The 13,382-nt window shown below is 63.5% G+C and carries 12 protein-coding genes; 10 read left to right on the top strand and 2 right to left on the bottom strand.

All coding sequences use genetic code 11. The features are described 5' to 3' along the window. Nucleotide 1: 1 nt before the first annotated feature. Nucleotides 2–343, bottom strand: coding sequence for a DMT family protein (locus tag VQ067_RS18065; protein ID WP_003087393.1), 342 nt, complete (start codon nucleotides 341–343; stop codon nucleotides 2–4). A gap of 112 nt (nucleotides 344–455) precedes the next feature. On the opposite strand from VQ067_RS18065, the gene VQ067_RS18060 reads away from it, so the two are divergent. From VQ067_RS18060 to VQ067_RS18050, 3 genes are all read left to right on the top strand, one after another. Beyond that, nucleotides 456–1,211: a hypothetical protein gene (locus VQ067_RS18060; RefSeq protein ID WP_033990463.1), complete on the top strand. Its 756-nt coding sequence runs from the start codon at nucleotides 456–458 to the stop codon at nucleotides 1,209–1,211. Between the two features lie 103 nt (nucleotides 1,212–1,314). Next, entirely contained in the window at nucleotides 1,315–1,569 is a 255-nt protein-coding gene (locus VQ067_RS18055; RefSeq protein ID WP_003087397.1) for a YkgJ family cysteine cluster protein, read from the top strand. Nucleotides 1,570–1,702: 133 nt separating this feature from the next. After that, nucleotides 1,703–2,311, top strand: a complete 609-nt coding sequence (locus VQ067_RS18050) for an START domain-containing protein (RefSeq protein WP_003104390.1) — start codon at nucleotides 1,703–1,705, stop codon at nucleotides 2,309–2,311. Between the two features lie 114 nt (nucleotides 2,312–2,425). On the opposite strand, the gene gltA is transcribed toward VQ067_RS18050, so the two are convergent. Continuing rightward, nucleotides 2,426–3,712, bottom strand: a complete 1,287-nt coding sequence (gene gltA, locus VQ067_RS18045) for a citrate synthase (protein WP_003087400.1) — start codon at nucleotides 3,710–3,712, stop codon at nucleotides 2,426–2,428. Nucleotides 3,713–4,060: 348 nt separating this feature from the next. Here gltA and sdhC point away from each other — a divergent pair, with 348 nt between their 5' ends. The 7 genes from sdhC (at nucleotide 4,061) to lpdA (ending at nucleotide 13,169) form a co-directional block, all read left to right on the top strand. Beyond that, on the top strand, nucleotides 4,061–4,447 hold the full coding sequence (gene sdhC / locus VQ067_RS18040) for a succinate dehydrogenase, cytochrome b556 subunit (protein WP_003104388.1): 387 nt from the start codon (nucleotides 4,061–4,063) through the stop codon (nucleotides 4,445–4,447). After that, the gene (gene sdhD, locus VQ067_RS18035) at nucleotides 4,441–4,809 is read left to right on the top strand and encodes a succinate dehydrogenase, hydrophobic membrane anchor protein (protein WP_003104386.1); all 369 of its coding nucleotides are present in this window, start codon (nucleotides 4,441–4,443) and stop codon (nucleotides 4,807–4,809) included. The genes sdhC and sdhD overlap by 7 nt, the downstream gene beginning before the upstream one ends. A gap of 3 nt (nucleotides 4,810–4,812) precedes the next feature. Beyond that, on the top strand, nucleotides 4,813–6,585 hold the full coding sequence (gene sdhA, locus VQ067_RS18030) for a succinate dehydrogenase flavoprotein subunit (RefSeq protein WP_003087407.1): 1,773 nt from the start codon (nucleotides 4,813–4,815) through the stop codon (nucleotides 6,583–6,585). 11 nt (nucleotides 6,586–6,596) lie between these two features. Next, nucleotides 6,597–7,304, top strand: coding sequence for a succinate dehydrogenase iron-sulfur subunit (locus VQ067_RS18025; RefSeq protein ID WP_003087410.1), 708 nt, complete (start codon nucleotides 6,597–6,599; stop codon nucleotides 7,302–7,304). Nucleotides 7,305–7,560: 256 nt separating this feature from the next. Next, nucleotides 7,561–10,392, top strand: a complete 2,832-nt coding sequence (locus tag VQ067_RS18020) for a 2-oxoglutarate dehydrogenase E1 component (protein WP_003087413.1) — start codon at nucleotides 7,561–7,563, stop codon at nucleotides 10,390–10,392. Between the two features lie 42 nt (nucleotides 10,393–10,434). After that, nucleotides 10,435–11,664 carry a 2-oxoglutarate dehydrogenase complex dihydrolipoyllysine-residue succinyltransferase gene (gene odhB, locus VQ067_RS18015; protein WP_003114264.1) on the top strand — a complete coding sequence of 410 codons (1,230 nt, stop codon included), beginning with the start codon at nucleotides 10,435–10,437 and terminating at the stop codon, nucleotides 11,662–11,664. Nucleotides 11,665–11,732: 68 nt separating this feature from the next. After that, nucleotides 11,733–13,169, top strand: a complete 1,437-nt coding sequence (gene lpdA / locus VQ067_RS18010; protein WP_023095843.1) for a dihydrolipoyl dehydrogenase — start codon at nucleotides 11,733–11,735, stop codon at nucleotides 13,167–13,169. Nucleotides 13,170–13,382: the final 213 nt, after the last annotated feature.

Genomic DNA, 13,382 nt, shown 5'->3' with positions numbered 1-13,382 from the left:
CTCAGGCGCGGAAGATGAAGTACACCGCGCCGAGCAGGCACAGGCCGGCCCAGAGGTAGTCCAGTTTCAGCGGCTGCTGCATGAAGTAGACGCTGAACGGGACGAAGACCGCCAGGGTGATGACTTCCTGCATGATCTTCAGTTGGCCGACCGAGAGTTCGGTGTAGCCGATGCGGTTGGCCGGCACCTGCAGCAGGTATTCGAACAGCGCGATACCCCAGCTGATCAGGGCGGCGATGATCCAGGGCTTGCTGTTGAGGGTCTTCAGGTGGCCATACCAGGCGAAGGTCATGAACAGGTTGGAGCAGGCTAGCAACAAGGCGGTTTGCAGCCAGACAGGCATGATGGATGGGCTCCGGAGGGCTGGGACGGCGCAGCCTAATTGGCTGCGGCGATAAAACCAAGTGGGCAGGCATCGGTCGGTAGGGGTTGGTGCTCGGAAAAGGATGAAAGGTATGCGGTTGCACAAGCGCTCGCTGGTCTGGGGGCTCGCGCTGAGCGGGCTGGCCGTCGTGCTGGCGGCCGCCTGGTGGGCGAGCCAGGCGTCGCGGGAGCCGGCTCTGTGGAGCGAGCTGCAGGTGCCGCCGGCGTTTGCCATCCCGCGCGATTTCGACCTGGGCGAATACCGCTTGAGCTGGGGCGGCAAGAGCCTCGCCCTGTCAGTGGCGGGTAGCGCTCGGCCGCCGTTGTGGGAGAGCGAGGGCGGTTTTCTCGGGGCCGGGCGGGAAAGCGCCGGTCGCCTGCAGTTGCGCTGCCAGGAGCAGAGCCTGGAGAGCTTCGAACTGGTCGGTCGACGCTTGTCCCTGAAGGGGCACCTGCGCTGCGCCGATGGCCGGCTCAGCGCCTACGAGCTGTCGTTCGAGCCGCGCCAGGGCGGCGTGGAGGTGCGCGTCGCGCTGGCGGACAGCGAGCTGAACCGGGTCGCCCTGTCCTGGCGGCGTGGAGCGGGGGAGCGCTTGTCCGGTATCGTCGATGACGAGGCGGAAGGTCGCTCCTGGGTCTTGCCGGCCGGGGTCGCCGGCTACTGGAGTTCCGCTGGCAACGCCTTCCTCGGCCACTCGACGGCGGCGCAATCCCTCGACCTGCGCGAGCCGGGCCGGGTGCAATGGCGGGCTGCGACGGAGTCGGCCAGGGCCTGGCTGTTCGCTGCCGGCAACCGCGAGCAGTGGCAGCTTCGCAGCGCGCGTCTCGAGGCGGAAACGCGCCGCTGATCCGCCGGGCTTGGCGGCGGCCTGGCCGGTCCGTATTCTTTGCGCCCGTTCCGGACGGCTGTCCTGGCCGCTCCTCTGCCAACTTTCGGGCGAGATCCTTCCCATGCAATGTAGAGCCGGCTGCGGCGCCTGCTGCATAGCACCGTCGATTTCCTCTCCGCTGCCGGGCATGCCGGCCGGCAAGCCCGCGGGCGTACGCTGCCTGCACCTGGACGAAAACCATCTCTGCGGGCTGTTCGGCCGACCGGAGCGACCGGCCGTATGCGGCCAGTTCGGCGCCGATCCGGAAATCTGCGGCGACAGCCGTGAGCAGGCGCTGGCCCTGATCGCGGAGTGGGAAGTCATCACTGCCGCTTGAACGGGTTGGAAGTCTGGCTGTCTCACGCCATACTGCTGCGCATCCTGCGCCGAAGGCTCAGGATCGCGGCTTGCAGGGCGTCGACCGCCCGGCCGGCGAACCGAAAATAACCATAAAGAGAGGAACAGGAACGATGCGTGGCATTTTGCGTATGACCGTGCTGGCTGCCGCAGTGTTCGGGGTGGCCGGCAATGCGCTGGCCGAAGACTGGAAGCTGGCCAAGGACGAGGATGGCGTGAAGGTCTACCTCAGCAGTGTCCAGGGCTCCAAGTACAAGGCTTATCGCGGCGTTACCGACATCAAGGCCGACGTGGCGACCATCGAGGCGCTGCAGGAGGACGTCAAGGGTTCCTGCAAGTGGATCCATGCCTGCGCCGAGATGAAACTCCTGAAGCAGGAAGGCGCCGACGCCTGGACCTACTCGAAGATCGACATGCCCTGGCCAGTTACCGGTCGCGACGTGGTCATCCATGTCACCACCGAGAAGACCGCGGATGGCACCGTGATCCGTCACCTTAAGGCCGATCCGACCTATATCCCCGAGGAAAAGGGCCAGATCCGCGTGCCCAAGCTGGTCGGCGAGTGGAAGTTGCAGCCGAAGGGGCAGGGCGTGACGGAAGTGACCTACCAGGTGGAAACCGAGCCGGGTGGCAGCATTCCTTCCTGGTTGGCCAACAGCTTCGTGGTCGACGCGCCGCTGAACACCCTCAAGGGCCTGCGTAGCGCCGCCGAGAAGCGCTGAGCGCGCCTTCGTTGCAAAAAGACCGCCTCCGGGGCGGTTTTTTTGTGTCCGGAGGAAAGGGGAGGGCACAAAAAAGGCTGCCGAAGCAGCCTTTCTCGCCAGGCGTGACGGGTTTCAGCCGCGATCCTTGAGGGCGGTGAAGTCGCGCTGGGTGTGGCCGGTATAGAGCTGGCGCGGGCGGCCGATCTTATAGGGACCGGAGAGCATTTCCTGCCAGTGCGAGATCCAGCCGACGGTACGCGCCAGGGCGAAGATCACGGTGAACATGCTGGTCGGAATGCCGATCGCCTTGAGGATGATCCCCGAGTAGAAGTCGACGTTCGGGTACAGGTTGCGTTCCACGAAGTAGGGGTCGTGGCGGGCGATTTCTTCCAGCTTCATCGCCAGTTCCAGTTGCGGGTCGTTGATGCCCAGCTCCTGGAGGACCTCGTCGCAGGTCTGCTTCATGACCTTGGCGCGCGGGTCGAAGTTCTTGTAGACACGATGGCCGAAGCCCATCAGCTTGAACGGATCGTTCTTGTCCTTGGCCTTCTCGACGAACTTGTCGATGTTGGACACGTCGCCGATCTCGTCGAGCATGCGCAGCACCGCTTCGTTCGCGCCGCCATGGGCCGGTCCCCACAGGGCGGCGATGCCGGAGGCGATGCAGGCGAACGGATTGGCGCCGGAGGAGCCGGCCAGACGCACCGTGGAGGTGGAGGCGTTCTGCTCGTGGTCGGCGTGGAGAATGAAGATGCGGTCCATGGCCTTGGCCAGCACGGGGCTGATCGGCTTGGTCTCGCAGGGGGTGTTGAACATCATGTGGAGGAAGTTTTCCGCGTAGTTCAGGTCGTTACGCGGATACATCATCGGCTCGCCCTTGGAGTACTTGTACACCATGGCGGCGATGGTCGGCATCTTGGCGATCAGGCGATGCGCGGAGACTTCGCGATGCTTCGGGTTATTGATGTCCAGGGAGTCGTGGTAGAAGGCCGAGAGGGCGCCGATCACGCCGCACATCACGGCCATCGGGTGGGCGTCGCGGCGGAAGCCGTTGAAGAAGGTCTTCAACTGCTCGTGAACCATGGTGTGGTTCTTGATGGTGCCGACGAACTGTTCCTTCTGCGCGGCGGTGGGCAGCTCGCCGTTCAGCAGCAGGTAGCAGGTTTCCAGGTAGTCGGATTTCTCTGCCAGTTGCTCGATGGGGTAGCCGCGATGGAGGAGGACGCCTTTGTCGCCGTCGATATAGGTGATCTTCGACTCGCAGGAGGCGGTCGACATGAAGCCAGGATCGAAGGTGAAGTGGCCCGTGGCGGTGAGGCCCCGTACATCCACTACATCGGGACCCATGGTACCGGATAGGACGGGCAGTTCGACGGGGGCTGAGCCCTCGATGATCAACTGCGCTTTTTTGTCAGCCATGATGGCCTCCTATTTATGCTTGAAATCATCAGTACCCCCCACGCAGGGCCCGCACCACTATAGAGGGATAAATTCGAAAGTCAATTTGCGCGAATCCATGCCGTAGAGCCTTTCGTTGCGGGGTTTTCGCAGAAAAAGGGGGCTATTTACGCCTTTTATAAAAGGCCCGCAATCAACCATTTGGCGATGGGTGTTTTCGTTGTCATTAGTAGCCTAACTGTCTATACTCGGCGTCCGACCGCAAGGGGTATTCCTGGCCCGCTTTCATAGACGGTCGCCACTCCCTGGTGATGGGTACCTGACAAGTGCACTTCCCGACAACTAGCCCTGTTCGTTAGGGCTCTCAGTGTGAAAAAAGCCGTGAATAGCAAACGACCTGTAAACCTAGACCTAAGGACCATCAAACTCCCTGTCACCGCTTACACGTCCATTCTCCACCGTATCTCTGGCGTCATCCTGTTCCTCGGTATTGCCGTGCTGCTGTTCGCGCTCGACAAGTCGCTGAGTTCGGAAGAAGGCTTCGAGCAGGTGAAGGCGTGCCTGACCAGTCCCCTGGCCAAGCTGGTGATCTGGGGCCTGCTGTCTGCGCTGCTGTACCACCTGGTGGCCGGTGTTCGCCACCTGGTCATGGACGCTGGCGTCGGCGAGACGCTGGAAGGCGGTAAGCGTGGCTCCAAAATCGTCATCGCCATCGCGGTGGTGCTGATCGTTCTGGCGGGGGTATGGGTATGGTAACTAACGTCACAAACTTCTCGCGCTCCGGCCTCTACGACTGGATGGCTCAGCGCGTTTCCGCGGTCGTTCTCGCGGCTTATGTCATTTTCCTGCTGGGCTACCTCATTGCTCACCCCAACATTTCCTACGCGGACTGGCACGGCCTGTTCTCGCAGGGTTGGATGCGCATCTTCAGCCTGTTGACCCTGGTTGCCCTGAGCGTCCATGCGTGGGTCGGTATGTGGACCATCTCCACCGACTACCTGACTTCGATGGCTCTCGGCAAGGCGGCGACAGTCGTGCGTTTCCTCTTCCAGGCGGTTTGCGGCATGGCGATGTTCGCATTCTTCGTCTGGGGTGTGCAGATTCTTTGGGGTATGTGATCCATGGCTAGCATTCGTACACTTTCCTTTGACGCCATCATCGTCGGTGGCGGTGGCGCCGGCATGCGTGCCGCGCTGCAACTGGCCCAGGGCGGCCACAAGACCGCCGTGGTGACCAAGGTCTTCCCGACCCGTTCCCACACCGTATCCGCACAGGGTGGCATCACCTGCGCCATCGCTTCGGCCGACCCGAACGACGATTGGCGTTGGCACATGTACGACACCGTCAAGGGCTCCGACTACATCGGTGACCAGGACGCGATCGAATACATGTGTTCCGTCGGCCCCGAGGCCGTGTTCGAGCTCGAGCACATGGGCCTGCCGTTCTCCCGTACCGAAACCGGCCGCATCTACCAGCGTCCGTTCGGCGGCCAGTCCAAGGACTTCGGCAAGGGTGGCCAGGCCGCCCGTACCTGCGCCGCCGCCGACCGTACCGGCCACGCGCTGCTGCACACCCTGTACCAGGCCAACCTGAAGAATGGCACCTCGTTCCTCAACGAGTGGTACGCGGTCGACCTGGTGAAGAACCAGGACGGCGCGGTGGTCGGCATCATCGCCATCTGCATCGAGACCGGCGAGACCGTCTACATCCGTTCCAAGGCCGTGGTCCTGGCTACTGGCGGTGCCGGCCGTATCTACGCCTCCACCACCAATGCGCTGATCAACACCGGTGATGGCGTGGGCATGGCCCTGCGTGCCGGCGTGCCGGTGCAGGACATCGAGATGTGGCAGTTCCACCCGACCGGCATCGCCGGCGCCGGTGTACTGGTCACCGAAGGTTGCCGCGGCGAAGGCGGTTACCTGATCAACGCCCACGGCGAGCGCTTCATGGAGCGTTATGCGCCGAACGCGAAGGACCTGGCCGGCCGCGACGTGGTCGCCCGTTCCATGGTCAAGGAAGTCCTGGCCGGCAACGGCGTGGGCCCGAACAAGGACCACGTGCTGCTGAAGCTCGACCACCTCGGCGAGGAAGTCCTGCACAGCCGCCTGCCTGGCATCTGCGAACTGTCCAAGACCTTCGCCCACGTCGACCCGGTCGTCGCGCCGATCCCGGTGATCCCGACCTGCCACTATATGATGGGCGGCGTTGCCACCAACATCCATGGCCAGGCCATCACCCAGGACGCCAACGGCAACGACCAGATCGTCGAAGGCCTGTTCGCCGTGGGCGAAGTGGCCTGCGTATCGGTACACGGCGCCAACCGCCTGGGCGGCAACTCGCTGCTCGACCTGGTGGTATTCGGCCGTGCCGCCGGTCTGCACCTGGAAAAAGCGCTGAAAGAGGGCATCGACGCCCGCGGCGCTTCCGAGAGCGACCTGGAAGCCTCCTTCAAGCGCCTGAACGGCGTGAACGAGCGCACCAGCGGCGAAGAAGTCGCTCCGCTCAAGCGCGAGCTGCAAAGCTGCATGCAGAACTACTTCGGTGTGTTCCGCACCGGCGAGTACATGCAGAAGGGCATCGCCCAGCTGGCCGACCTGCGCGAGCGTATCGCCAACGTCAAGATCAACGACAAGAGCCAGGCATTCAACACCGCGCGCATCGAAGCGCTGGAACTGCAAAACCTCCTCGAGGTGGCCGAGGCCACCGCGATCGCGGCCGAGCACCGCAAGGAGTCCCGTGGCGCCCACGCCCGTGAAGACTTCGAGGAGCGCGACGACGAGAACTGGCTGTGCCACACCCTGTACTTCCCGGGTGAGAAGCGCGTATCCAAGCGTTCCGTCAACTTCGCGCCGAAGACCGTTCCGGCATTCGAACCCAAGGTTCGGACTTACTAAGGGTGCCCGCCATGTTGCAAGTGAGTGTTTATCGTTACAACCCCGACAAAGATGCTGCGCCGTACATGCAGGATTTCCAGGTCGACACCAACGGCAAGGACGTGATGGTCCTCGACGTGCTGGCGCTGATCAAGGAACAGGACGAGGGCTTCTCCTACCGTCGTTCCTGCCGTGAAGGCGTCTGCGGCTCCGATGGCATGAACATCAACGGCAAGAACGGCCTGGCCTGCATCACCCCGCTGTCGGCCGCCGGCCTGAAGGGCGGCAAGCTGGTGATCCGTCCGCTGCCCGGCCTGCCGGTCATTCGTGACCTGGTCGTGGACATGAGCATCTTCTACAAGCAATACGAGAAGGTGAAGCCGTTCCTGCAGAACGATACGCCGGCCCCGGCCATCGAGCGTCTGCAGACCCCGGAAGAGCGCGAGAAGCTGGACGGTCTGTACGAGTGCATCCTGTGCGCCTGCTGCTCGACCTCCTGCCCGTCCTTCTGGTGGAACCCCGACAAGTTCCTCGGTCCGGCCGCACTGCTGCAAGCCTATCGTTTCCTGGCCGACAGCCGTGACACCAAGACCGAAGAGCGCCTGGCTTCGCTGGACGACCCGTTCAGTGTGTTCCGCTGCCGCGGAATCATGAACTGCGTGAACGTTTGCCCGAAGGGTCTGAACCCGACCAAGGCGATCGGCCACGTGCGTAATATGCTGCTGCAGAGCGGAACCTGATCCTCTCGCAGTTGTTATATGAGTTGTACCTAGCAACACCTGTGGCGCCGGAGTTCTTCCGGCGTCGCAGCAACTAAGCGGGCCAAGCTCACAAAGCCATGGCCCAGATTTGAAAAATATGACCAGCAGGGGCATCCGGGCTGGTACCCGGACTATCTGCGGGATCTGTAGTGGCCATACCGATGTCGCTGCCTGAGGACTTCGGAGCCTTCAAGGTTTCGCCAGGTGGTTGTCCCCTTACCGAGGGTGACCTAGCATGCACGAAAGCGTAATGCAGCGGATGTGGAACAGTGCCCATCTATCCGGTGGTAACGCTGCCTACGTCGAAGAGCTCTACGAGCTCTACCTGCACGACCCTAACGCTGTGCCAGAAGAGTGGCGCACGTATTTCCAGAAGCTTCCCGCCGATGGCAATCCCGCCCCCGACGTCTCGCACTCCACAGTGCGCGATCATTTCGTCCTGCTGGCCAAGAACCAGCGCCGTGCCCAGCCGGTTTCCGCCGGTAGCGTGAGCAGCGAGCACGAGAAGAAACAGGTCGAAGTCCTTCGTCTCATTCACGCTTACCGTCTCCGCGGCCACCAGGCTTCCACCCTCGACCCGCTCGGCCTGTGGCAGCGTCCCGCGCCTGCCGACCTGTCGATCGACCACTACGGTCTGACGGGTGCCGACCTGGATACCACTTTCCGCACCGGTGAGCTTTACATCGGCAAGGAAGAGGCGACCCTGCGTGAAATCGTCGACAGCCTGAAGAGCACCTATTGCGGTACCTTCGGCGCCGAGTTCATGCACATCGTCGATTCCGAGCAGCGCAAGTGGTTCCTCCAGCGCCTGGAAAGCGTGCGTGGCCGTCCCGGCTTCTCCGCCGAGGCGCGTGCGCACCTGCTCGAGCGCCTGACCGCGGCCGAAGGCCTGGAGAAGTACCTGGGCACCAAGTACCCGGGCACCAAGCGTTTCGGCCTGGAAGGCGGCGAAAGCCTGATCCCGATGGTCGACGAGATCATCCAGCGCTGCGGTTCCTACGGCGCCAAGGAAATCGTCATCGGCATGGCCCACCGCGGTCGCCTGAACGTCCTGGTCAACACCCTGGGCAAGAACCCGCGCGACCTGTTCGACGAGTTCGAAGGCAAGAAGATCGTCGAGCTGGGCTCCGGTGACGTGAAGTACCACCAGGGCTTCTCCTCGAACGTGATGACCAGCGGCGGCGAAGTCCACTTGGCGCTGGCGTTCAACCCGTCCCACCTGGAAATCGTTTCCCCGGTGGTCGAGGGTTCCGTTCGTGCCCGCCAGGACCGCCGCAAGGACAGCTCCGGCGACAAGGTGGTACCGATTTCCATCCACGGCGATGCCGCCTTCGCGGGGCAGGGCGTGGTCATGGAAACCTTCCAGATGTCGCAGACCCGCGCCTACAAGACCGGTGGCACCATCCACCTGGTGATCAACAACCAGGTCGGCTTCACCACCAGCCGCCAGGACGATGCGCGTTCCACCGAGTACGCCACCGACGTGGCGAAGATGATTCAGGCGCCGATCTTCCACGTCAACGGCGACGATCCCGAAGCCGTGCTGTTCGTCACCCAGCTGGCCGTCGACTATCGCATGCAGTTCAAGCGTGACGTGGTCATCGACCTGGTCTGCTACCGTCGCCGTGGCCACAACGAGGCGGACGAGCCGAGCGGCACCCAGCCGCTGATGTACCAGCAGATCGCCAAGCAGCGTACTACCCGCGAGCTGTACGCCGACGCCCTGGTGAACGCTGGCGTGCTCAGCGCCGAGCAGGTTCAGTCGAAGATCGACGACTACCGCGACGCCCTGGACAACGGCCTGCACGTGGTGAAGAGCCTGGTCAAGGAACCCAACAAGGAACTGTTCGTCGACTGGCGTCCGTACCTGGGCCATGCCTGGACCGCGCGTCACGACACCCGCTTCGACCTGAAGACCCTGCAGGAACTGTCCAGCAAGATGCTGGAAGTGCCGGAAGGCTTCGTGGTTCAGCGCCAGGTTTCGAAGATCTACGAAGATCGCCAGAAGATGGCGGCCGGTGGCCTGCCGATCAACTGGGGCTTCGCCGAGACCCTGGCCTACGCGACCCTGCTGTTCGAAGGCCATCCGGTACGGATGACCGGCCAGGACGTCGGCCGTGGCACCTTCTCGCACCGTCACGCGGTGCTGCACAACCAGAAGGACGACTCGGTCTACGTACCGCTGGCCAATCTGTTCGATGGCCAGCCGCGCCTGGATATCTACGATTCCTTCCTTTCGGAAGAGGCCGTGCTGGCGTTCGAATACGGTTTCGCCACCACCACGCCGAATTCGCTGGTGATCTGGGAAGCCCAGTTCGGCGACTTCGCCAACGGCGCCCAGGTGGTCATCGACCAGTTCATCACCAGTGGCGAAAGCAAATGGGGCCGACTCTGCGGCCTGACCATGCTGCTGCCGCACGGCTATGAGGGGCAGGGTCCGGAGCACTCCTCCGCGCGCCTGGAGCGCTACCTGCAGCTCTGCGCCGAGCAGAACATCCAGGTCTGCGTGCCGACCACCCCGGCTCAGGTCTACCACATGCTCCGCCGTCAGGTGATCCGCCCGCTGCGCAAGCCGCTGGTGGTGATGACGCCGAAGTCCCTGCTGCGTCACAAGCTCGCCATCTCGACCCTGGAAGATCTGGCCAACGGTTCCTTCCAGACCGTGATCCCGGAAATCGACAGCCTGGATCCGAAGAAGGTCGACCGCGTCGTGCTGTGCAGCGGCAAGGTGTACTACGACCTGCTGGAGAAGCGTCGCGCGGAAGGCCGCGAAGATACCGCGATCGTCCGTATCGAGCAGCTGTATCCGTTCCCGGAAGACGACCTGGCGGAAGTTCTGGCTCCCTACAAGAACCTCAAGCACATCGTCTGGTGCCAGGAAGAGCCGATGAACCAGGGCGCCTGGTTCTGCAGCCAGCATCACATGCGTCGTGTCATCGCCGCGCACAAGAAGGGCCTCAATCTCGAGTATGCCGGCCGCGAAGGCTCCGCTGCTCCGGCTTGCGGCTACGCCTCGATGCACGCCGAGCAGCAGGAAAAACTGCTGCAAGACGCCTTTACTGTTTAACGCCTACGCGCTGAAGAAACCGAATTTAAGGAAACGCACACAATGGCTATCGAAATCAAAGCCCCAACCTTCCCGGAATCGGTCGCCGACGGCACCGTCGCCACCTGGCACAAGAAGCCGGGCGAAGCGGTCAAGCGTGACGAACTGATCGTCGACATCGAGACCGACAAGGTGGTCATCGAGGTTCTCGCCGAGGCTGACGGCGTGCTGGCCGAGATCATCAAGAACGAAGGCGACACCGTTCTGAGCAACGAGCTGCTCGGCAAGCTGAACGAAGGCGGCGCCGCCGCTCCGGCCGCTCCGGCTGCCGCTGCGCCCGCCGCCGCTCCGGCTGCCCAGGCCGCCGCTCCGGCCGCTGCTGGCGGCGACGACGCCATCCTGTCCCCGGCCGCGCGCAAGCTGGCCGAGGAGGCCGGTATCGATCCGAACAGCATCGCCGGCACCGGCAAGGGCGGTCGCGTGACCAAGGAAGACGTGGTCGCTGCGGTCGAAGCGAAGAAGAACGCCCCGGCCGCCCCGGCCAAGCCTGCCGCCCCGGCTGCCGAGGCGCCGATCTTCGCCGCCGGCGACCGTGTCGAGAAGCGCGTGCCGATGACCCGCCTGCGGGCCAAGGTCGCCGAGCGCCTGGTCGAGGCGCAGTCCGCCATGGCCATGCTGACCACCTTCAACGAGGTCAACATGAAGCCGATCATGGACCTGCGTTCGAAGTACAAGGACCTGTTCGAGAAGAAGCACAACGGCGTGCGCCTGGGCTTCATGTCCTTCTTCGTCAAGGCCGCCACCGAGGCGCTGAAGCGCTTCCCGGGGGTCAACGCTTCCATCGACGGCAACGACATCGTCTACCACGGCTACCAGGACATCGGCGTTGCCGTTTCCAGCGACCGCGGCCTGGTGGTTCCGGTACTGCGTAACGCCGAGTTCATGAGCCTGGCCGAGATCGAGGGCGGCATCGCCAACTTCGGCAAGAAGGCGAAGGAAGGCAAGCTGACCATCGAAGACATGACCGGCGGCACCTTCACCATCTCCAACGGTGGCGTGTTCGGTTCCCTGCTGTCGACCCCGATCGTCAACCCGCCGCAGACCGCCATCCTCGGCATGCACAAGATCCAGGAGCGCCCGATGGCCGTGAACGGCCAGGTGGTGATCCTGCCGATGATGTACCTGGCGCTGTCCTACGACCACCGTCTGATCGACGGCAAGGAAGCGGTGAGCTTCCTGGTGGCGATCAAGGACCTGCTGGAAGATCCGGCTCGCCTGCTGCTGGACGTCTGATTTAGCGTTTCTCTTCACGGCGGCCCCCTCGTGGGGCCGTCCGGTTTCACCCGAATAAGGATTGAGATATGAGCCAGAAATTCGACGTGGTAGTGATTGGTGCCGGCCCCGGCGGTTACGTTGCCGCCATCCGCGCTGCCCAGCTGGGCCTGAAGACCGCCTGCATCGAGAAGTACATCGGCAAGGAAGGCAAGGTGGCGCTCGGCGGTACCTGCCTGAACGTTGGCTGCATCCCGTCCAAGGCGCTGCTGGACAGCTCCTACAAGTACCATGAGGCCAAAGAGGCCTTCAAAGTCCATGGTATCGAAGCCAAGGGCATCACCATCGACGTTCCGGCGATGGTTGCGCGCAAGGCCAACATCGTCAAGAACCTGACCGGCGGCATCGCTACCCTGTTCAAGGCCAACGGCGTGACCTCCTTCGAAGGCCACGGCAAGCTGCTGGCCAACAAGCAGGTGGAAGTGACCGGCCTGGACGGCAAGACCCAGGTCCTGGAAGCCGAGAACGTGATCATCGCTTCCGGCTCCCGCCCGGTGGAGATCCCGCCGGCCCCGCTGACCGACGACATCATCGTCGACTCCACCGGCGCCCTGGAATTTCAGGCCGTGCCGAAGAAGCTGGGTGTGATCGGCGCCGGCGTCATTGGCCTGGAGCTGGGTTCGGTATGGGCCCGCCTGGGTGCCGAGGTGACCGTGCTGGAAGCCCTGGACAAGTTCCTCCCGGCTGCCGACGAGCAGATCGCCAAGGAAGCCCTGAAGGTCCTGACCAAGCAAGGCCTGAACATTCGCCTGGGCGCCCGCGTGACCGCTTCGGAAGTGAAGAAGAAGCAGGTCACCGTGACCTTCACCGATGCCAACGGCGAGCAGAAGGAAACCTTCGACAAGCTGATCGTCGCGGTCGGCCGTCGCCCGGTGACCACCGACCTGCTGGCCGCCGACAGCGGCGTGACCCTGGACGAGCGTGGCTTCATCTACGTCGACGACCACTGCAAGACCAGCGTTCCGGGCGTCTTCGCCATCGGTGACGTGGTTCGCGGCGCGATGCTCGCGCACAAGGCCTCGGAAGAGGGCGTGATGGTCGCCGAGCGCATCGCCGGCCACAAGGCGCAGATGAACTACGACCTGATCCCGTCGGTCATCTACACCCACCCGGAAATCGCCTGGGTCGGCAAGACCGAGCAGACCCTCAAGGCCGAGGGCGTCGAAGTCAACGTCGGCACCTTCCCGTTCGCCGCCAGCGGTCGCGCGATGGCTGCCAACGACACCACCGGCCTGGTCAAGGTCATCGCCGATGCGAAGACCGACCGCGTCCTGGGCGTCCACGTGATCGGCCCGAGCGCCGCCGAGCTGGTACAGCAAGGTGCGATCGGCATGGAATTCGGCACCAGCGCCGAAGACCTGGGCATGATGGTCTTCTCCCACCCGACGCTGTCCGAGGCCCTGCACGAAGCTGCCCTGGCGGTGAATGGCCATGCCATCCACATCGCCAACCGCAAGAAGCGCTGAGTGATCCGACGCCCCGGTTCACGCCAGGGGCGTCACAGCGACGCGGGACGCGTCGTCCGTCAGGCCAGGACAGGTTCCTGGCCTTGTCGGGTCCGGGTTCTGTAGAATCCACGGTTTGCCGCCTGCGTCGGGATGACGCAGGCGGCAGACTTTCAGAAGAACCACGGCGGGTGAGCGCCGGCGACCGTTGCGAGGTGGCCGCGGGCGTATGCC

Source organism: Pseudomonas sp. KBN12P06040 (assembly GCF_037574965.1).
GTDB classification, from domain to species: Bacteria; Pseudomonadota; Gammaproteobacteria; order Pseudomonadales; family Pseudomonadaceae; genus Pseudomonas; species Pseudomonas aeruginosa.
The sequence above is the reverse complement of the archived record's forward strand: the minus strand, read 5'-3'. Positions and strand labels throughout refer to the sequence as shown.